The organism is Microbispora sp. H13382 (assembly GCF_014161445.1).
In the GTDB taxonomy this organism is placed as follows: domain Bacteria; phylum Actinomycetota; class Actinomycetes; order Streptosporangiales; family Streptosporangiaceae; genus Microbispora.
Window position 1 is genome coordinate 35,653 of sequence record NZ_JABBXA010000032.1, and the last position, 19,766, is coordinate 55,418.

The 19,766-nt window shown below is 69.8% G+C and carries 18 protein-coding genes and 1 pseudogene; 13 read left to right on the forward strand and 6 right to left on the reverse strand.

Annotated elements, in window-relative coordinates; translation table 11 throughout:
* Positions 1–283 precede the first annotated feature (283 nt).
* From HHX41_RS38050 to HHX41_RS38055, 3 genes and pseudogenes are all read left to right on the forward strand, one after another.
* A complete protein-coding gene (locus tag HHX41_RS38050; protein ID WP_220504802.1) occupies positions 284–1,180 on the forward strand; it encodes a recombinase family protein in 897 nt (298 codons plus the stop codon).
* A gap of 257 nt (positions 1,181–1,437) precedes the next feature.
* Positions 1,438–1,776 (forward strand): annotated as a pseudogene (locus tag HHX41_RS41485) (recombinase family protein); the annotation flags it as partial.
* A gap of 15 nt (positions 1,777–1,791) precedes the next feature.
* Entirely contained in the window at positions 1,792–2,280 is a 489-nt protein-coding gene (locus tag HHX41_RS38055) for a helix-turn-helix domain-containing protein (protein WP_259401642.1), read from the forward strand.
* Between the two features lie 96 nt (positions 2,281–2,376).
* On the opposite strand, the gene HHX41_RS38060 is transcribed toward HHX41_RS38055, so the two are convergent.
* The 6 genes from HHX41_RS38060 to HHX41_RS38085 form a co-directional block, all read right to left on the reverse strand.
* Positions 2,377–2,577 carry a helix-turn-helix domain-containing protein gene (locus HHX41_RS38060; protein ID WP_182909812.1) on the reverse strand — a complete coding sequence of 67 codons (201 nt, stop codon included), beginning with the start codon at positions 2,575–2,577 and terminating at the stop codon, positions 2,377–2,379.
* A 645-nt stretch (positions 2,578–3,222) separates the two neighbouring features.
* On the reverse strand, positions 3,223–3,762 hold the full coding sequence (locus HHX41_RS38065; RefSeq protein WP_182909813.1) for an SMI1/KNR4 family protein: 540 nt from the start codon (positions 3,760–3,762) through the stop codon (positions 3,223–3,225).
* 162 nt (positions 3,763–3,924) lie between these two features.
* Positions 3,925–5,412, reverse strand: a complete 1,488-nt coding sequence (gene ltrA, locus HHX41_RS38070; protein ID WP_182909814.1) for a group II intron reverse transcriptase/maturase — start codon at positions 5,410–5,412, stop codon at positions 3,925–3,927.
* An 820-nt stretch (positions 5,413–6,232) separates the two neighbouring features.
* Complete coding sequence (locus tag HHX41_RS38075; RefSeq protein ID WP_182909815.1) at positions 6,233–6,544, reverse strand: barstar family protein; 312 nt, start codon at positions 6,542–6,544, stop codon at positions 6,233–6,235.
* An 11-nt stretch (positions 6,545–6,555) separates the two neighbouring features.
* On the reverse strand, positions 6,556–6,963 hold the full coding sequence (locus tag HHX41_RS38080; RefSeq protein WP_220504804.1) for an ankyrin repeat domain-containing protein: 408 nt from the start codon (positions 6,961–6,963) through the stop codon (positions 6,556–6,558).
* A 438-nt stretch (positions 6,964–7,401) separates the two neighbouring features.
* On the reverse strand, positions 7,402–7,887 hold the full coding sequence (locus tag HHX41_RS38085; RefSeq protein WP_182909816.1) for a GntR family transcriptional regulator: 486 nt from the start codon (positions 7,885–7,887) through the stop codon (positions 7,402–7,404).
* A 90-nt stretch (positions 7,888–7,977) separates the two neighbouring features.
* On the opposite strand from HHX41_RS38085, the gene HHX41_RS38090 reads away from it, so the two are divergent.
* The 10 genes from HHX41_RS38090 to HHX41_RS38135 all read left to right on the forward strand — a co-directional run bounded on the left by HHX41_RS38090 (position 7,978) and on the right by HHX41_RS38135 (position 19,760).
* Positions 7,978–9,213 carry a Tm-1-like ATP-binding domain-containing protein gene (locus HHX41_RS38090; protein ID WP_182909817.1) on the forward strand — a complete coding sequence of 412 codons (1,236 nt, stop codon included), beginning with the start codon at positions 7,978–7,980 and terminating at the stop codon, positions 9,211–9,213.
* A 1-nt stretch (position 9,214) separates the two neighbouring features.
* On the forward strand, positions 9,215–10,054 hold the full coding sequence (locus HHX41_RS38095) for a phosphoenolpyruvate hydrolase family protein (RefSeq protein WP_182909818.1): 840 nt from the start codon (positions 9,215–9,217) through the stop codon (positions 10,052–10,054).
* Between the two features lie 350 nt (positions 10,055–10,404).
* Positions 10,405–11,166 (forward strand): SDR family NAD(P)-dependent oxidoreductase, encoded by a 762-nt coding sequence (locus HHX41_RS38100; RefSeq protein ID WP_182909819.1) that lies wholly within the window; start codon positions 10,405–10,407, stop codon positions 11,164–11,166.
* Positions 11,167–11,227: 61 nt separating this feature from the next.
* Positions 11,228–12,646: an ABC transporter substrate-binding protein gene (locus tag HHX41_RS38105; protein WP_169989121.1), complete on the forward strand. Its 1,419-nt coding sequence runs from the start codon at positions 11,228–11,230 to the stop codon at positions 12,644–12,646.
* 66 nt (positions 12,647–12,712) lie between these two features.
* On the forward strand, positions 12,713–14,947 hold the full coding sequence (locus tag HHX41_RS38110) for an ABC transporter permease (RefSeq protein WP_182909820.1): 2,235 nt from the start codon (positions 12,713–12,715) through the stop codon (positions 14,945–14,947).
* Positions 14,934–15,692, forward strand: coding sequence for an ABC transporter ATP-binding protein (locus HHX41_RS38115; protein WP_182909821.1), 759 nt, complete (start codon positions 14,934–14,936; stop codon positions 15,690–15,692). Before HHX41_RS38110 ends, HHX41_RS38115 begins: the two co-directional genes overlap by 14 nt.
* The gene (locus HHX41_RS38120; RefSeq protein ID WP_182909822.1) at positions 15,689–16,396 is read left to right on the forward strand and encodes an ABC transporter ATP-binding protein; all 708 of its coding nucleotides are present in this window, start codon (positions 15,689–15,691) and stop codon (positions 16,394–16,396) included. The genes HHX41_RS38115 and HHX41_RS38120 overlap by 4 nt, the downstream gene beginning before the upstream one ends.
* Positions 16,397–16,399: 3 nt before the next feature.
* Positions 16,400–16,756 (forward strand): hypothetical protein, encoded by a 357-nt coding sequence (locus tag HHX41_RS38125; protein ID WP_182909823.1) that lies wholly within the window; start codon positions 16,400–16,402, stop codon positions 16,754–16,756.
* A gap of 98 nt (positions 16,757–16,854) precedes the next feature.
* A complete protein-coding gene (locus tag HHX41_RS38130) occupies positions 16,855–18,096 on the forward strand; it encodes an NADH:flavin oxidoreductase (protein WP_182909824.1) in 1,242 nt (413 codons plus the stop codon).
* 2 nt (positions 18,097–18,098) lie between these two features.
* On the forward strand, positions 18,099–19,760 hold the full coding sequence (locus HHX41_RS38135; RefSeq protein WP_182909825.1) for an AMP-binding protein: 1,662 nt from the start codon (positions 18,099–18,101) through the stop codon (positions 19,758–19,760).
* The last annotated feature ends 6 nt before the right edge of the window (positions 19,761–19,766 follow it).

Here is a 19,766-nt window from a genome sequence, read left to right on the forward strand (position 1 = left end):
GACTGCCGATCAGGTCCCCCAGCGATGCCAGGCCGTCGGCCGGTGTCGCCATGTCGACCAGCGTGCCGCCCGCCGGGTCTGCCGCACTGGGGACTTGACCGGCGCCCACGAACTTTCGTCCCCCACCGTGTTCCGCCGGTCTCCGGCCTCCTCGCCCCGCTGAATGGTGTTCGCAAACGATCGTTTTCCGACAGGCAGGCGACGCGTCCAATGAACCCGTGCAATCCGGGGATTCACGGCAGCGCGAATCCAATCAGATCCGAATGGTGATTGCTGACAGGGTTTGACGACAGATAGGGTCCGATCCTCCGTATGGAAGGGGCCCGCGACCGGCATTGAGGACCCAGTCGTCTTCGAGGAGGACCCGGGAACCTCCTGCCGCCTCCACCCGCTTCAGCGGCCGAAGTTCCGCGAACTGCTCACCTACGCGCGGCCGGGCGACACTGTGCACGTCTCCGAGATGTTCCGCCTCGTGCGCGGCACCGGCCACGTCCTCGATGTGCTCGACGTCCTCCACCGCGACCAGGTGGCGCTGCGTATCCACGACGGCGCGTTCTCCGCGATGGACCTCACCGCCCGCCATCCGCGCACCGGCGAGCTGCTGTCCACCGTGAAGTTCATGGTGCAGACCCTCGCCGCCGCTGGCGAACTCCAACGCGACCTCCAGCGCGAGCTGACCTACGACGGACTGCGAGCCGCCGAGGCCAAGGGCAGCAAAGGCGGGCGCCGCCCCGCCGTGGCGGCCGACAGGGCCGGCGCCGTCCGCACCGCGTACCTGGAAGGCCGCTCCATCGCCGCCCTTGCCCGCAAGCACGACGTCAGCCGCGGCGCGATCCGCACAGCCGTTGCCGACCTCCTGCCCAACCACACCGCCATTGAGGAGGATGCCCCCGCGCCGGAGCTGCCGGTCACCCTCGATATGCCCGGCAAGGTCGCCGACTTCCTCCGCACCACCCAACTGGACCCCGCCGAGCGGGCCGCGCTCGACCAGGGGATGACCGTACGGCGCGGCCAGGGCTACACCCTGCGCGTCAGCGCCGTCCCCGCCGTGCACCGCCAGCTCCTCGACCGCTGCCAGCCGCTCGACGGCGCCCAGGGCGTCCCGGCGGTCCCGGCCCAGCGCAAGGCCCGCCGCGAGTACGAGAACCGCGTCAATGCCCTCGCTGACGACACCCCGTAGTGAGTCGCCCGGCCTCCAAGATCACCCCATGGCGGGTTTCTGGCGTATCTGGGTCACGCCCCAAGAACAGATGCAGCTCGTGCGCGGTGATCAACCGCTTGAACCGCGGGTACGCGGTCCGCTCGATCGAGGTCACAATCCCGCCTCGGGCCAGACGACAGCTCAACATCACCACCAACGACACTGAGCCGAACGGGTGACGGGCCGGGCCCTTCAGGGCTTCAAGATCAACTCATTGCCCCCTTTGGCGCGTATCTGGGTCACACCCCTACGAAGACCCCGCCACCTCCAGCCGGCAACTCTCCCTCGACCGCGCGGGCTTCACCAAGCTGCTGCACGAGGCCGCCGTCGGCGACACCATCCGTATCGCCGACGCCGCCCGCCTGTTCCGCTCCGTCGCCGACATTCTCGCCCTGCGCCCAGTGCTCATCCGCCGTGGCCTACACCTGCGCGTCGAATCCGGGCTGCTCTCCGGCATCGACCTGGCCAGCGACGACCCCGGCACCAAAATAATGGTCTCCGTCCTGGCAGCCGTACTGGAGTTCCAGCGCGACATGATCAGCGAGAACACCCGCGAAGGCGTCGCCGCCGCCAAGGCGGCCGGCAAGACCCTGGGGCGCCCCACCGCCCTCGACCCGAACACGGCGACCGCCATCGTCGAGGCATACCGCCAGGGCGCCGCCATCAAAGCCCTGGCTCGGCAGTACCGGGTCGCCCCCAAGACCATCCGGCGCGTCCTCGACGCCGCTGGCGCGCGCGACCTGCCTGGCCCGCTCGACACGCCCCTGGTCCGCCCTGGCGAGCTGGACGACGCGCTCGCCCCACAAGTGGACGTGGTCCTCGACGTACCCGGACGACTCGCCGATCTCCTGCGCATCGCTGGGGACGAGGTCGTCCGCCTGGCCCTCGTCTCAGGACGGAACATCCGCCGCGGCCCTGGCTATTCGGTCCGTCTGGCGGCCCCGCTTGCGCTTCACCGCGCCGTGCTGGAGCAAAGTGCTGCCGCTGCCGACAGCGCCGGCCCGGCTGAGCGCAAGGCACACCGGGTGTACGCGGCCCGCGTCGCAGCCGTCCAAGCCACCCGACTGCATGGGTCATGACCTGCGGAAACCCTTCGGCGAGACGCATTCGAACGGAAAGTCACGGCAAGCCGCTCAACTCTGCTCTGCTAACGGGACTTTTCGTTCGGATGCTCGTCATGCCCCGAGCTTGGCGCTGGGGATCGAGATCTTCTGTCCGATTCGGATCGAGGGGATGTCTCCGCGCTGTACCGCGTCGTATGTGGCGTCGTCGGAGATGCCGAGCAGTCGCGCGGTCTCGGGGACGGTCAGGGTGTGCCGGTCCGTGGGGGCGGGTGTCCGCTCCTGGCGGCTGTCGGCGGTCTGCCTGTGAGTCATGGTGCGTGGAGTAGCAGATCCGGGCGTTAACGTCCCCGGGCAAGATCGACACTCGTTTGACGTGCAGTGATGCGGTCGGGGGCGTGTCGGTGAGTGAGGTTTCGCCGGGGGAGCGGCGGCCACTCATGTCGCGACCTCGCGCAGGGCGTTGAGCGCCTCGAGGTAGGCCTCGCGGTAGCGGCCCCGTGGGGTGCGCCGCCCCAGCGCCCAGTACGAGACGGCCTGGGTGGTGGCGGAGGCCGGCGGCCTGCCGCAGCGCGCGGCAGGTAGAGGGGGGCGGGAGGTCGCGGCGCTGCTGTACGCGCTCCCGTATACGCGCAGAAACGAGCGTTTCGGTCAACTTTGAGATGGCCCTGTGAGCTCGCTGGGATCAATCAAGGCGTCCACCGCGCGCCGCCAGCAGTCTCAGAAAGCAGGAGTGGGGGAGTGCCCAGGATCTCCTCTTATACCCATCAGAATGAGGTTTCTGTCTGGTTAGCGATTTCGGCATCCTCCCTGCCGAATTGCGCTCGTAGAGGATCAAGGGCGGCGCTGCGCGGCCGCCACCGCGCGCGGGCCTGCGCTCGGCCGCACGCTGCGCGTGCGGCCTGGAGGCCGTTCTCGCGTGCGCCGTGCTCGGCCCGCGCCCACGAGAGAGTCGCCCTACTACCACGGTTCACACACCAGGGGGTGACCTTCAGCTCCACGAGCGAACCCACTGCTGTCGAAGCGCGCGCCCGAAGCCCACCCGACCAGCCACTCAGTCATGGTCTCCCTGAACAAGTGCTCCTGCGCCTCGTGATCGTCAATGATGAGCGCCACAGGCCATTCCTCCGGCGTGCCCACCGTCATCCAACCGAGGTAGTCGCCATCTATGGTGGAGCCCCACGGGAAGAACCCCCCAGGCTCAGGCCACATTGCTAGGGGGAAGTCCTCGGGATAATCACCCCTGAGGTCCCGGTAGTGATCCATCCACTCCGGCGCGAGAACACACTGCTCGTGTGTGAGCGCCCGATCGTCCTTGATGCTGAGCCAGCGAGCGAACTCACAGCTTCCATAGCGCTCTAGGAACGCGACATAGTCGGCCGGAAGCCGGAGGCCAAGGTCAGCGAAGACCTCATCCCAATCACGGGTACCAAACACCGGCGTGGCCGGCGGAGGAACAAGGACAGTAAGCCGATCGAGGGGTGAAAGATCCTGAGCCACGACGGCGACTGTAGCGGGGCGCAGCCGGGACAACCATGCCTCCGGTTGGGTCGGACCGCGGCGCCCTGCCGGGGTTGCCCCCGGTGGGTTTCCGCGGCCCGCCCGCCGAACCCGACGTGCCGATTACTCGGCATCGGGCTCTCCGCGTGTCTTGCCCGTTGGTCAGCCGCTGGTGACGGCGGCCGGTGTCGGGGTCCATGGAGTCGGGATCTTGCTGCCGCGGTAGCGGTAGCGTTCGACCGTGACGCTGGCTGCGCCGGTGAACACGACTCCGTTGTGGGCGAACCGCCAGCCCTGGTCGCAGAAGCGGCGGCGCAGTTCTGACATCCCGATCGGGTGGTGTCCGCGCTTGTACTTGGCGCGGGTCCAGCGCATGATCCGACCCCAGGCGTGTTGGTCGATGGCGCTGAACACGGCCTTGGACGACCCGTGTCGGAAGTAGTTCGCCCACCCCGCTAGCGATCGGTTCAAGCTGCGGAGCAGCTCGTCGAGATCGGTGTGGCGGGTTGACCTGTGCGTCTTGGCCTTCACCTTGTCCTTGATCGCCTGGATGGCTTTCCTGGACGGCTTGGTGTAGACGCGGTGCTGGTTGGTTCCTCGCTTCCGCTGACGGCGGATGTGGTGGCCGAGGAAGTCAAACCCCTCGTCAATGTGGACCACGTGGGTCTTCTCCGGCGACAGTCGCAGCCCCAGCGGGGCGAGCACGGCTGCCACCTGCTCCCGCAATGCCTCGGCATGCTGGCGCTGTCCGGACACCATGACGACGAAGTCGTCGGCGTATCGGATGAGCTTCCAGTTGCCGGGGCCGTTCTTCTTGCGTCGGCGCCGCTGCGTGTCGGTGGCCATGTCTTCCCGCCGCTGCCGGTCGAAATGCTCGTCCAACACGGTCAGGGCGATATTGGCCAGCAGCGGGGAGAGGATCCCACCCTGTGGGGTGCCCGTGGTGGTGTCTTCCCGATCGCCGAGGTCGGTGAGGACCCCGGCTTTCAAGAATGCCTTCACCAGTGCGCAGATGCGCTTGTCCTTGATCCGTGCCCGGAACCGGGCCATCAGGGCCGTGTGGTCGATCTCGTCGAAACAAGCCTTGATGTCGGCCTCCAGCACCCAGTGGTAGTTGCTCGGTGCGGAAGCCAGGTTGTGGATGTCGGCGATCGCGTCATGGGCGCGCCGGTTCGGGCGGAACCCATACGAGCACGGTTTGAAATCCGCCTCGAAGATGGGTTCGAGCACCAGCTTCAGGCTGGCCTGGACCACCCGGTCGGCAACAGTAGGTATCCCGAGCTTACGGAGCTTTCCGTTCGACTTCGGGATCATCACCTGCCGCACCTCGGCCGGCCGGAACTCGCCTGATTTCAGCGAGGCCCGGATCCTGGTCAGGAACTCTTCCACCCCCACCCAGGTCTCGACCATGGCCACCGTGACCTTGTCGACTCCCGGAGTCCGTGCCCCGAGGTTCTTCGACACGCGCTCCCACGCGTGCACCAGAAACGCGGGGTGATAAACGAGGTTGAACAGGTCACCGAACCGGCGGGACGAGTCCTCGCCCGCCCAACGGTGCAACTTGGTCTGCATACTCCGTACCGCGACGTACGCCGAATCAGGATCCGGCCACGCCACGGCGCCGATATTCACCGGCGCGTCTTCGGACATTACTTTCCTCCTTGACGAACACGCTGCCGCCCTTCCCCATGTACGCGGCTCTCCCGCGCTCGGAGTACTACGGCGGCTCCGTCCCGTCCGCGCCTTCGGCCGACGTCGCACCTATCCCCACCCCAACCCTTCCGGAAGAAGGGCAGACGAGGAACGCACGCAGACGGTTCCCACGTTCACTGTCGTCCGATCGACGGGTTAGGCACCCGGCTCTGCCCCTGCGGCATCGCCACCGGCTACTCCCGTAGCTCTTCACCCGTGGCCTCCGGCCCGGCCCCCGCAGACCCGACCAAGAGTTCCCCCGCCCGACCTCGCCCAGCGGGGTGCGCACCGCCAACCAGCCCACATCCACCGGGTTAGAGCTGGTGGAGCGTCAAGAGGCGTAACAACACCGGTTCCTCGCGTATACCTTCCCGTCTCGCTTGCCGCGCCCGACCCATCCGGCAGTGCTGACCCGGCACGGCTTTGTCGAGGCTGCTCCCACCCTCCCCGGCGACCCCCGGCTCAGGCTGCCTCCAGCTTCACCCCGCCGCTACGACGACGAGGAGACGGACGGTCTCTCACCTCCGTTCGGACAAACAGCGCCTCGTGGCGCACGCGGAGGCACTCCGGCTCCGGATGATCACCAACGGCCCGCCCATCGTGCCTGGCCGTAGCGGGCTGAGGTAGGGGCCTGATCACCCCGCCCGCCATCGACCCGGGACAAGCCGAGCAGACCAAGGCCGCCGGGTCCAGGTCGTTCGCCAGTAGGGCGCTCCACCATGGACCCGGCGGCCTTGGCCCGCTACCCCTTCGGGCGGGTCGACGGCAAACGGGGTGATCAGGTAGGCGGAGTGTGCGCGCCGCGCAATTCGAAGGTGAAGCGCTCGCGCCAGTTCCATTCCGCGTCCTGTGCCTGAACGCACGTCAGAATCCTGCAGATCTTGTCGAAGACCTCGGTCTGCAGGTTCGCCCTGCTTTCCTCCCAATGGGTCCACATCAGCTCCACCGACCGTTCTGCGTCGGTGCTCAACCTGTCCCAAAGCGCGGCGAGGTTGTGTCCGTAGTAGGGACCGAAGTCCAGCGGCCCTGCCAGTATCCGGTGGAAACCAGGTTCCGACCTGACCTGCCGGCCATCAACGACCACGCGCATCCTGCCGCCCTTCACATACGGGGTTCTGCTGGAGGAAGCTCCGGGCAGGGGTTCGGCATGGTGCCGCCGTGACGGCGAGCGATGTGAGCCTCAAGCAACCGGACCGCCAGCCCATGACCGTAGTGGAAGGCGAAGAGTCGCGGGATTGTTCCATCGGGGCCCGGGCGTTCGGGATCGGCCCCATAGGCCAAGAGCACCGCGGTGCATGCAGCGTCCAGTGGCTCTCCGGTCTGGGTTGCTCCGTCCGCCTCCACGTCGATCGCATGCACGAGCAGGGTCATGTCGGACCACACCTCATTCGGGTCGGCACCGGCGTCGAGCAATCGGGTCAGTTCCCTCAGGTCGCCGTGCTCCACCGCGAAATGTGCCGGAGTCATCGGCTCGTGGAGTGTCGCCTTATGTTCCATGACGGTGATCAAACCAGAAGGCCTCTGCATTGGGACAGAATCGGCTAGCCCTTCCCTGCAGAACAAAGTCGGAGTGCGCGCATCGCATACACCGCAGGTCCTGCGCCTGGCCGCCGGGCCATTAGCGGGCCATTAAGCAGGGTGACGAGGGGGCAACCGCGGTTACTCATGACCGGTTCCACGCCCAGGTCAGCGCCCGTACGAGCCGTGATCCATGCAATTCCCAAGCTGACAGCGCGGGTTCGATTCCCGTCACCCGCTCCAACCTCGAGGGCCCAGGTCAGGACCAGAGATCTAGACGCGATCCTCTTCCTGCTACCGACTCAGTCCAAATGTTGTTCGGGCGCAAGAATACGATCAGCCAGTTCTGCTGTGTCAACGGTGCCGTCGGGGCCGACGCTGATGGGAGTGGCTCGACCATCAGTATGGATAAGCCAAGCAAGTACCGCCTCAGTCACCGGCGTGCCGTCGTACCCATCGTTCCAGTGAGCACGCCATCCGCCCCCTGGGATGACGCTCACAACACGCTCTCCCGTTCCAGATGGGAGAAGTCCGGCCAGTCGGTGACAGGATGCAGCGCACCGCGTTGAGGATCCACGACAAGCGCCACCCCAGTAGCCGGATCCCACGCCTCCACCGGTCGCATGCGTCCAATCTCGGTCTCCGTCCCCGAGAAGATCGCAGTCCAGCCCGTCGCACTGAAATACCGCATTGATCAATTTTCGCGTACGCCTCGGCGACGGTCCCGCGGGACACGCCCAGCGCGGCGGCCAGCGCGCGTTGCGGCGGCAGCGCGGCCCCGTCCACCAGTACGTTCCCGGCGATCAGCTCGGCCAGCGCGCCGGCGAGCGCGTGCGGCAGCGGCACGTCCTCCGCCCACCACCCCCCGATCAAGCGGGCCAGGGCGGCGCTGTCGACGTGTTCCGCACGTGCCATGGACCAATTCTGCGCGATTGGCCTGGCCGATTCGGCCACGGCCGGGCATCGTCGACCGTACGCGCAGGTCGACGACGACAGGAGGCCGCGGTGGCGACGGTGGTGCTGCTGGGAACGCTGGACACCAAGACCGAGGAGTATCGCTGGGTCCGCGACCAGCTGCGTGACGCGGGCTGCGACGCGCTGGTGATCAATGTGGGCACCTTCGCCCATGGGGCGGACCTCGCCGGCATCGGCGCGGACGAGGTGGCCCGGGCGGCGGGCGCCGAGCTTGACCTGCTCCGCGCCGCCCGCGACCGCGGCGCCGCGATGGACGCGATGGCGACCGGCGCCGCCGTGATCGTCCGGCGGCTTTTCGACGAGGGGCGCCTCGACGGCCTTCTCGCGATCGGCGGTTCCAGCGGTTCGTCCGTCGCCGCCCGTGCGCTGCAGGCCCTGCCCGTCGGCGTGCCCAAGCTGCTGGTCTCGACCATGGCCTCGGGCGACGTCGGTCCCTATGTCGGAGACGTCGACGTCACCTTCATGTACTCCGTCGTGGACATCTCCGGCATCAACCGGCTCTCACGCGCGGTTCTCGGCAACGCCGCCGCCGCGGCGGCAGGGATGGCCCAGCGGTACGCCCGGGTCCGTCACGAGACCGGCGACGAGCGCAAGCTCGTCGGCGCCACGATGTTCGGCCTCACCACGCCCGCCGTCGACGAAGCGCGTGACTTCCTGACGAGTGCCGGATACGAAGTGCTGGTCTTCCACGCCACCGGTTCCGGCGGGCGGGCGATGGAGGCCCTCGCCGCCTCCGGCATGCTCGACGGCGTCCTCGACCTGACCACCACCGAGCTGGCCGACGACCTCGTCGGCGGGGTCCTCACCGCCGGCCCCCACCGGCTGGAGGCGGCGGGGCGAGCCGGCATCCCGCAGGTGGTCAGCGTCGGCGCGCTCGACATGGTCAACTTCGGGCCCCGCGACACCGTCCCGGAAAAGTTCGCGGACCGGAAGTTCCTGGTGCACAACCCCACAGTCACCCTCATGCGGACGACCCGCGAGGAGATGGCCGAGCTGGGGGCCAGGATCGGCGCCAAGCTCGGCCGCGCCACCGGGCCCGTGGAGGTCTACCTGCCACTCAAGGGCGTCTCCGGGATCGACGTCGAAGGCGGGCCGTTCGCCGACCCCGACGCCGACGCCGCCTGCTTCACCGCGCTGCGGGACGGCCTCGCGGACACCGGCGTCCCCGTCCACGAGGTGGACGCCGCGATCAACGATCCGGGATTCGGCCGGACCGCGGCCGAAGCCCTGCACCGCCTCATCCGCGCACGCCGAACTGGAGAATGAGATGAACCGCGAGACCGCTCTCGGACGCCTGCGCGCCACCGTCGAGGCCGGCCGGCCCATCATCGGAGCGGGCGCCGGCACCGGCCTGTCGGCCAAGGCCGCGGAGGCCGGCGGCGTCGACCTGCTGATCATCTACAACTCGGGCCGCTACCGCATGGCCGGCCGTGGGTCGCTCGCCGGGTTGCTCCCGTACGGCGACGCCAACGCGATCGTCGTCGACATGGCCAGGGAGGTTCTCCCGGTCGTACGCGACACCCCCGTGCTGGCCGGGGTCTGCGGCACGGACCCCTTCCGCCTCATGGGCCCCTTCCTCGACCAGTTGAAGGCGATGGGCTTCGCCGGCGTGCAGAACTTCCCCACCGTGGGCCTGTACGACGGCAGGTTCCGGCAGAACCTCGAGGAGACCGGGATGGGCTACCGGCTCGAGGTGGACATGATCAGGGAAGCGCACCGGCGTGACCTGCTCACCGCCCCCTACGTCTTCGACGCCGAGCAGGCCGCGGCGATGGCCGAGGCCGGAGCCGACGTCCTCGTGCCCCACGTGGGGTTGACCACGAGCGGCAGCATCGGCGCGGAGACCGCCCTCACCCTCGAAGAGGCGGCCGCCGCGGTGCAGGAGATGCGCGACGCCGCCGTCGCGGTGAACCCGGACGTCATCGTGCTCTGCCACGGCGGCCCCATCGCCGAACCGGAGGACGCCCAGTTCGTCCTCGACCACACGGACGGGATCGCCGGCTTCTTCGGGGCCTCGTCGATGGAACGCCTCCCCACGGAGAAGGCGATCGCCGCCCAGGCGACCGATTTCAAGCGCCTCCGGCTCGGCGGGCCGATCTCGGAATAGTGCGCGCGTCCGTCACGAGGACGTGAACGGGCCGCTTCACGACGCCCGGATGGGCGCGCGAGCGCTTCGACCAGCAGCTCGCCTAATCGACCAGGGTGACGTGCGGACCGATCACCACCCGGACGTCCGCACGCCCGTCGACCGGCTGTTTTTCACTCGGATGTCCCACTCAGGGTGTCCCACCCAATCCGACGCCGACCGGCACGGCGGCGCACTTCCCGGTGACCGGGACCGGCTCACGCCGGAGCCGCGCGGCGGTGAAGCCTGTTCCCGGTGAGCGGGACTGCCCACTTTTGGTGTGCCGCGTCACAGCACTATTTCGGCCCAACACACGGCGGAACGGAAGACGCATGGGAAGCCTGGACGGGAAAGTCGCGATTGTTACGGGAGCCGGTCAAGGCGTCGGCCAGGGCATCGCGCTCGCCCTCGCCGCGGAAGGCGCGTCCGTGGCGGTGCTCGGCCGCACGGCGGCGAAGCTGGAGACGACCTGCGAGCTGATCCGTGAGCGCGGCGGGACGGCGGAGCCGTTCGCGTGCGACGTGACCGAGACCGAGGCGATCCCCGCGGTGGTCGAGGCCGTCGTGACCCGGTTCGGCGGGGTGGACATCCTCGTCAACAACGCCTACACCGGCGCGTACGGCACGCTGCTGTCGATGAGCGACGCGGCCTTCCAGAAGGGCTTCCGCAGCGGCCCGTTCGCCGCGTTCGCGTTCATGAAGGCCTGTCATCCCCACATGAAGGCGCGCGGGGGCGGCAGCATCGTCAACCTCGTCACCTCGGCGATGGTCCGCTGGGACCCCTCCACGTACGGCGCGTACGCCGCGGCCAAGCAGGCGCTGCGCTCGCTGACCCGCACGGCGGCGGCCGAGTGGGGGCCCGACGGCATCCGCGCCAACAACATCGCCCCGCACGCCCTGTCCCCGGGCCTGAAGCGGTGGACGGAGGCCTTCCCCGAGGAGGCGGAGGAGTTCCGCAAGACCATCCCCCTCGGCTACATCGGCGACTGCGAGCAGGACATCGGCCGCGCCGTCGTCGCACTCGTGGGCCCGGACCTGCGCTACCTGACCGGCGCGACCGTGCCCCTCGACGGCGGGCAGGCCTACTTCGGCTGAGCCGCCGCACCCCCCGCACCACCTGCCGCCGTCTGGCGGTCAGCGAAAGGAGAACCACCGGATGAACGGCAAGGCGATCGGCCGCGTGGCGGCCGGTGCCCTGGCCCTCGCGATGCTGGCGGGCTGCGCCGGCGAGCGCGGCGGCTCGGCGGCGGTCCCGGCGAGCGGCGGCGACGCGCAGTCGCCGGCCGCCGCGGGCGGTCAGGGTCAGGAGACGTTCGGCACCCTGGCCTCGCCCTGCGGGCCGGGTGACGCCAAGGGCGCCACCGACCAGGGGGTCACGGACACCGCGATCACCATCGGCTACGGCGACGACCGGGGCTTCACCAAGGCGCCCGGTCTGTCCAAGGAGATGGGCGACGCGGTGAGCGCCATGATCAAGTGGTGCAACAAGCAGGGCGGCATCAACGGCCGCCAGATCGTGGGCCACCAGTACGACGCGGCCTACATGCAGGCGGCCACCGTCATGCAGAAGGCGTGCACGCAGGACTTCATGCTCGTCGGCGAGGGCTTCGCGATGGACGAGTCCGCCGAGCAGTACCGCGTCGCGTGCAAGCTGCCGGTGGTCGCGGGCTACACCGTCGGCCCGAACGCCGCGATGGGCCCGATGAAGTTCGAGGCCGTGCCGTACCCGGTGGACTACTACAACGCCGCGCCGCTGAAGCTGGCCGCCAAGACCTTCCCCGAGTTCACCTCGGCCGTGGACCTGGTGACCTCCACCTCCCCGGCGGTGATGGCGGGCAGCAACAAGATCGCGGGCGCCATGAAGGAGCTCGGCATCGCGCCGAAGAAGTGCGGCGTGCAGCTCAACGCCGAGGGCGACCCGAGCTACGTGCCGTTCGCGGAGAAGTTCAAGTCATGCGGCGTCAAGGCGCTGTGGACGTCCAAGTCGCCGGACCCGGCGATGTTCAGCCTGCTCGAGTCGCTGGACCGGGTGGACGCCCATCCGACGCTGGTGTTCGAGGCCACCTGGTACAGCCAGGCCGTCGCGAAGTGGAACACCAGCGGCCAGGGCGACAACATCCACGCCGGTCTGATCTTCCAGCCCTTCGAGAACGCCGACAAGGTGCCGGCGGTGAGGCAGTACCTCGACCTGGTCGGCGCCGAGGGCGGCAAGACCGCGCTGCTCGGCATGCAGGCGACCTCCGCCTTCCTGCTGTGGGCCACCGCGGCCAAGGACTGCGGCTCCGACCTCACCCGCCAGTGCATGGTCGACAAGCTGTCGCAGATCCACGAGTGGACCGGCGGCGGCCTGCACGCCCCGACCGACCCGGGCGCCAACATGCCGTCGGACTGCACCCTCATGGTGAAGCTGACCGGCTCGACCTACAAGCAGGTCGCCCCGGCCACCGTGGGCGAGTTCGCGTGCGACAAGAGCAACCTGCTCAAGACGGACCCGGCGACCTGGGGCACCAAGCTCGGCGAGGACCGGGTCGCGACCACCTTCCTCACCCCCGACGTGATCAAGCCGCAGGCCTGATCGCCCCGGCGGCGGGCCGGTCCGCCGGTCCGCCGCCGTTCTCGCCGTCCAGAGCAAGGGCCCCGCATGACGTCGTTCCTGACCTTCACGATCCTCGGGCTGGTCCTCGGCGCGGTCTACGCCATCGCCGCGTCCGGGCTGGTCCTCACCTACACCACCTCGGGAATCTTCAACTTCGCGCACGGCGCCCAGGCCATGCTGGGCACGTTCCTCTACTGGCAGCTCACCTACGGCTGGGGCTGGCCGATGTGGCTGTCGCTGGTCGTCGTGGTGGGCCTGGCCGGGCCCGCGATGGGGGCCCTGCTCCACATGCTGATCATGAGGGGGCTGCGTGAGACGGCGGACGTGACCAAGATCGTAGTAACCGTCGCCATCATGCTCGGGATGGTCTACCTCTCCCAGTGGATCTGGCACCCCGAAGAGGCCCGGGTCACGGAGATGTTCTTCGGGGCGAACGCGAAGATCGAGTTGGGCGGCGTGGTCGTCCGCGTTCACGAGCTCGTCTGCCTCGTGGTCGCCGTGGCGGTCGCGATCGGGCTGCGGCTGCTGTTCACCCGCACCCGCGCCGGGGTGGTCATGCGGGGCGCCGTGGACGACCCGGACCTGCTCCGCCTCAACGGCCACGACCCCGACAGGATCGCCATGCTGTCGTGGGCGATGGGCTCGACCCTCGCCGTGCTGGCCGGCATCCTGGTCACCCCGATCGGCGGCGGCGCGCTGGAGGCCAACCAGCTGACGCTGCTGGTCATCGACGCGTTCGCGGCCGCGATGTTCGGCCGGCTGCGCAGCATCCCGCGGACCTTCACCGGCGCGATGGTGCTCGGCATGACGGCGACGTACGTCATGGCGTACTTCCCGACCGACTGGACATGGGCCGGCAACCTCCGCGTCTCGCTGCCGATGATCATCCTGTTCGTGGTGCTCATCGTGCTGCCGCAGGACCGGCTTCGGGTGGCGGCGGTGCGCACCCGGGAGCGGTACCGGCCACCCACGCCGCGCTCGGCGGCCGTGTGGGGTGCCGCGCTCGTGGCCGCGGTCTTCCTGCTCGCGCTGCTCCTGGACGACGGGTCGATCACGACGTTCGCGCTCGGCATGACGTTCGCGATCGTCGCGCTGTCGCTCACCCTCCTCACCGGCTACGCCGGGGAGCTCAATCTCGCCCCGCTGTCGTTCGGCGCGGTGGCCACGATCACCGGGTTCCACTTCGGCGTCACCGGCAGCGGCCTGGCCTCCCGGCTGACGCTGTGGGGGGTGCTGCTCGCCGTCCTCGTCACCGCCGTGGTCGGCGGTCTGGTCGCGCTGCCGGCGCTGCGGCTGCGCGGACTCTACCTGGCACTCGCCACGATGGCGTTCGGCGTGTTCCTGTCGAACATGGTGCTGCGCGACACCACCGAGCACACGCTCTTCGGCGTGACGTTCTCGATCTTCCCCAACGGCACGCTGATCGTGCCGCCGCTCCAGGTGGGCCCGTTCGACCTGCGCGACCCGCGCACGCTCCTGATGACCGCGACCGTGCTGTTCGCGCTCATCGGGGTCGGCCTGGCCGCGCTGCGCGCCAGCGGGTACGGCCGGCGCCTGGCGGCCATGAAGGACAGCCCGGCGGCCGCCGCCATGCTCGGCCAGAACCTGGTGAAGCTGAAGTTCGGCGTGTTCATGCTGTCGGCGGCCATCGCGGGCCTCGGCGGGCTGCTGATGGCGAGCGCCGGCGGCTCGGTCTCGGGCGACAACTTCGCCATCATGTCGAGCCTCGCGCTGGTCATGCTCACGGTCGTCGGCGGCATCGGCTACATCAGCGGCGCGCTGTTCGGCGGCCTGGTGTCCGGCGTCGGATTCACGATCATGGTGGGCACGTTCAACGACCTCGCCACCGCGCACCCCTCGATGGAGTCGATCTACAAGACGATCGGTCAGCTCCTCGTGGTCGCCACCGCCCTCATCGGCATGGGCGTCGGCAAGAACCCCAGCGGCACCGTGCACGACATCGTCGAGGGCTACCGCACGCTGCGCGGCGCGAGGGCGCTGCTGGCCGGGGCCGCCGCCGTCGAGGCCGTGCTGTACGGCCTGGCGCTGACCGGGGTCATCGGCAACTGGTGGTTCGCCATCCTGACCGCGTGCCTGGTCATGGCGTTGCCCGTCGCGGGCCGGATGCGGGCGGCCGCACCCGTCAGGCGGACCCCGCCGGAGCTGGCCGGTGTGGCCGAGCCGTACAGCGACGAGCTGCGCGAACGGCTCGACCGAGAGCTGGGACTGCCCGCCCGCGAGCGCATGGCGAAGGAGGCGAGCGTCCATGCCGTTGCTTGAGACACGCGACGTCACCGTGCGGTTCGGTGGCAACACCGCGGTCGACGGGGTGAGCATCGGCGTCGAGGCCGGGTGCGTCACCGGACTGATCGGCCCGAACGGCGCCGGCAAGACCACGTTGTTCAACACCGTCACCGGCCTGCAGCGGCCGGCCGCCGGGCGGGTGCTGCTCGACGGCGCCGACGTCACCCGCCTCGCCCCGGCCGGGCGGGCCCGCCTGGGCCTGGCCCGCACCTTCCAGCGGCTGGAGCTGTTCCTGTCGCTGTCGGTGCGCGACAACGTCAGGGTGGCCGGGGACATCCTGCGCGCCACCGGGCGCACGGTGGACGTCGAGAAGGAGACCGACCGCGTCCTGGCGCGCACCGGGCTGGAGGACATCGCCCACCTGGAGGTCTCGGCCATCCCGACCGGCCGGGCCCGGGTGGTCGAGGTCGCCAGGGCGCTGATGACCGCGCCGCGCGTGCTCCTGCTCGACGAGCCCGCCTCGGGCCAGACCGAGCGGGAGACCGAGGCGTTCGCCGCGCTGCTGACCGGCCTCGCCGCCGAGGGACTGGCGATCTGCCTGGTGGAGCACGACCTGCCGCTGGTCATGCGGCTGTGCACGACGATCCACGTGCTCGACTACGGCAGGCTCATCGCCTCCGGTACGCCGAAGGAGATCCGGGAGTCGCCCGAGGTCGTCGCGGCGTACATCGGCACAGAGGAAATCGGCACAGAAGAGGTGCGCAGGGAGGAGGTCGCGTGAACGAGCAGGCGCCGTTGCTCGAGCTCACCGGGGTCCGCGCGGCCTACGGCCCGATCCAGGTGCTGCACGGGGTGGACCTGCGGGTCCACCCCGGGTCGGTGGTCGCCCTGCTCGGCCCGAACGGCGGCGGCAAGTCGACCACGATGAAGGTCTGCGCCGGTCTGCTGCCACTCACGGGAGGTGAGCTGCGGCTGGCCGGGCGGCGGGTCAACGGCATCACGGCCCAGGACGCCGCCCGGCTCGGCATCTGCTCGATCCCGGAGGGCAGGGGAGTGTTCCCCAACCTGACGGTGCGGGAGAACCTGTGGGCCGCGACCGGGACCGGGGCCCGCCTGGCGGACCTGGAGGAGGCCGCCTACACCCGCTTCCCGATCCTCGGCGAGCGCCGCCACCAGCTCGCGGGCTCGCTGTCGGGCGGTCAGCAGCAGATGCTCGCGCTGTCGCGCGCGCTCGGCACGGATCCGGTGATCCTGCTGCTCGACGAGCTGTCCATGGGGCTCGCCCCCATGATCGTCACGCGGATGTACGAAACCGTGGCGCAGCTCGTGGCGGAGGGGCTGTCGGTGCTGGTGGCCGAGCAGTTCGCCCGGGCCGTGCTGCCCATCGCCGACACGGCGGCCCTGATGCTGCACGGACGCGTCGTCGCATCCGGCCGCCCCGGCGACATCGAGGACCAACTCTCAAGCAGCTATCTAGGAGGCTGACCGATGCTGACCGAGGAACGACGCGAGCGGTTCATGTCTGACGTGGCGCGGATGAAGCTGAAGACCGACGGGTCGAAGCACGACGGCACGGTGCGCGTCATCGGTGTGCTGCTGATGATCGCCGGGGTCGTCGGCGGGCTCATCGCGTACAACAACTCCCTCACGCAGGACGACCTGAGAGACATCGCCTCCTTCCAGATCCTCGCGACGGCGTGCGCCGCAGTGACCGTGTCCGGCGCCGCGCTGTACCTCGCCGCGGCGGTGGCGCGCGTGCTGCGGCTGTGGCTGCTGCGCCAGCTCGTGGAGGGCCAGGCGCACACGGACCAGATCGCCGCCGCGCTGGAGGCGCGCGGCGCCTGACCACCGTGTTCTTCCCGGTCAGCGGGATTCGCCGGATCGCCGGCGGGTCCCGCTGACTAACGTCTGGACAGCTTGAAGACCGGAGAGGAGGATCCCCAATGACTCAGGAAGCGCCCCGGACAGCGCGCCCGTCCCCGGAGGCCGCGCAGAACGCTCCGGACGTGCTCGCCCCGGCGAAGCTCGGGCCCGTGACCCTGCGCAACCGCATCATCAAGGCGGCCACCTACGAAGGGCTGAGCCGCAGGAGCCTGGTCACCGACGAGCTGATCGAGTTCCACGTACGCCACGCCCAGGGCGGCGTCGGCATGACCACCGTGGCCTACTGCGCGGTCGCCCCGGAGGGGCGTACCGACCGGCGCCAGATCCAGTGGACCCCCGAGGCGCTGCCGGGCCTGCGCAGACTCACCGAGGCGGTGCACGCCGAGGGGGCCGCCGTCGCCGCGCAGATCGGCCACGCCGGCCCGGTCGCCAACCCGAGGTCGAACGGGCTGCCCGCGCTCGGCCCCACCCGGCACTTCCACGCCACCACGACGAGCTTCACCAAGGCCGCGACCCGGGACGACCTGCGGCGCATCGTCGCCGCCCACGCCCACGCCGCGAAGATGGCGATCGAGGCGGGCTTCGACGCCGTCGAGATCCACCTCGGGCACAACTACCTCGCCAGCTCGTTCCTCAGCCCCAGGGTGAACCACCGCAAGGACGAGTACGGCGGCAGCCTGGAGAACCGGGCCCGCCTGTCGAGGGACATCGCCCGCGCCGTGCGCGACGCGGTCGGCGACCGGATCGCGATCACCGCGAAGCTCAACATGGACGACGGCGTGCCCGGCGGCTTCTGGCTGGACGAGTCCATCAAGGTCGCCCGGTGGCTGGAGGAGGACGGCTCGCTCGACGCCCTGGAGCTCACCGCCGGCAGCTCGCTGCTCAACCCCATGTACCTGTTCAAGGGCGACGCCCCGCTGCGCGAGTTCGCCGCGGTGATGAAGCAGCCGGTGAAGCTGGGCGTCCAGCTCGTCGGCAAGCACTTCCTGCGCGCCTACCCCTACAAGGACGCCTACCTGCTCGACGACGCCCGGCAGTTCCGCGCCGCGCTCAAGACGATGCCGCTGATCCTGCTCGGCGGGATCACCAACAAGCAGGTCATGGACCAGGCGATGGCCGAGGGCTTCCAGTTCGTCGCAATGGCCCGGGCGCTGCTGCGCGAGCCCGATCTCATCAACCGCATCCGGGCCGACAACAACGTCAGGTCGCTGTGCATCCACTGCAACAAGTGCATGACCGCGATCTACGGCGGCACCCACTGCGTGCTGACCGGCCCGATCCCGACCCAGCGGAAGGGCTAGCGGTGCGCCGGGAGACAATCGCCGACCTGCTGCTCGACCGTCTGGGCGACGACCACCCCGGCCTGCGCACCCGTGAGCGCACCTGGACCTGGGACGAGGTGGTGCGGGAGAGTGCCGCCCGGGCGGCGCTGGCCCGGGGCCTGCGCCGGGAAGGTCCCTTCCACATCGGCGTGTTGCTCGACAACACCCCCGAGTACGTCTTCTGGCTCGGCGGCGCCGCCCTGGCCGGCGCGACGATCGTCGGGATCAACAGCACCCGGCGCGGCGCCTACCTGGAGCAGGAGGTCAGGCACGCCGACCTGCGGCTCGTCGTCACCGACGAGGCCGGCCTGAAGCTGCTCGACGGCCTCGACATCGGCGTGCCTCGCGACCGCTTCCTGCTGGTGGACGGCGACGGCTACGCGGACACGGTCGCCGCGCACGCCTGCGAGCCCGTCCGCGACCCGGAGATCACGCCCAGGACGCGGATGCTGCTGCTGTTCACCTCGGGCACGACCGGCGCGTCCAAGGCCGCCGTCTGCTCCCAGGGCCGGCTGACGGGGCTCGGCTACGCCAACTGTGAGAAGTACGACGTCCGGCGGCACGACGTCAGCTACTGCTGCATGCCGCTCTTCCACGGCAACGCGCTGATGGCCCTGTGGGCGCCGTCGCTGACCGCCGGGGCGACCGTCGCGCTCGTGCCGAGGTTCTCCGCCTCCGGTTTCCTGGCCGACGTGCGCTTCTACGGCGTGACGTTCTTCACCTACGTCGGCAAGGCCATCGCGTACGTCCTGGCCCAGCCCGAGCGGCCGGACGACGCCGACAACACCCTCGACCACGCCTTCGGCACCGAGGCATCGCCGGAGGACCAGGCCGCGTTCCTGCGCCGCTTCGGCTGCCGGCTCATCGAGGCGTACGGCTCCAGCGAGGGCGCGGGCATGATCCGGCTCGCGCCCGAGGGACCGGCGTCGGCGCTCGGCCGCCCGGCGCGGCCCGGCGTACGGGTGGTCAACCCCGAGACCCGCGAGACCTGCCCGCCCGCCGTGCTCGACGCGCACGGCCGGGTGACGAACGCCGAGGACGCCATCGGCGAGATCGTGGACGTCGACGGCGCCGCGAGGTTCGAGGGCTACTACAAGAACGACGCCGCCAACGCCGAGCGCGTGCGCCACGGTTGGTACTGGACCGGCGACCTCGGCTACGTCGACGAGGACGGCTACATCTACTTCGCCGGCCGGTCGGGCGACTGGATCCGGGTGGACGGCGAGAACATCTCCGCGCTGCTGACCGAGCGGGTGCTGCGCCGGCACCCGCTGATCGTGGCGGCCGGCGTCTTCGGCGTGCCCGACCCGCGCTCCGGCGACCAGGTCATGGCCGCGATCGAGATCCCCGAGGGCACCTCGTTCGAGGACCTCGGCCTGCCGGAGTTCCTGGCCGCGCAGGAGGACCTCGGCACCAAGGGGGCGCCGCGCTACGTGCGGGTCTCCCACGCGCTGCCGGCCACCGGGTCGAACAAGCTGCGCAAGAAGGAGATGCAGATGGACGGCTGGCGGACCGCAGACCGGGTCTACCGCTGGGCCGGGCGGGGCGCACCCGAATACAGCCTCATGACCGAACAGCACAAGGCCGCGCTGCGCGAGGAGTTCGCCGCCAACGGGCGCCTGCGCTTCCTCGGTCAGGCGTGAAGGAGA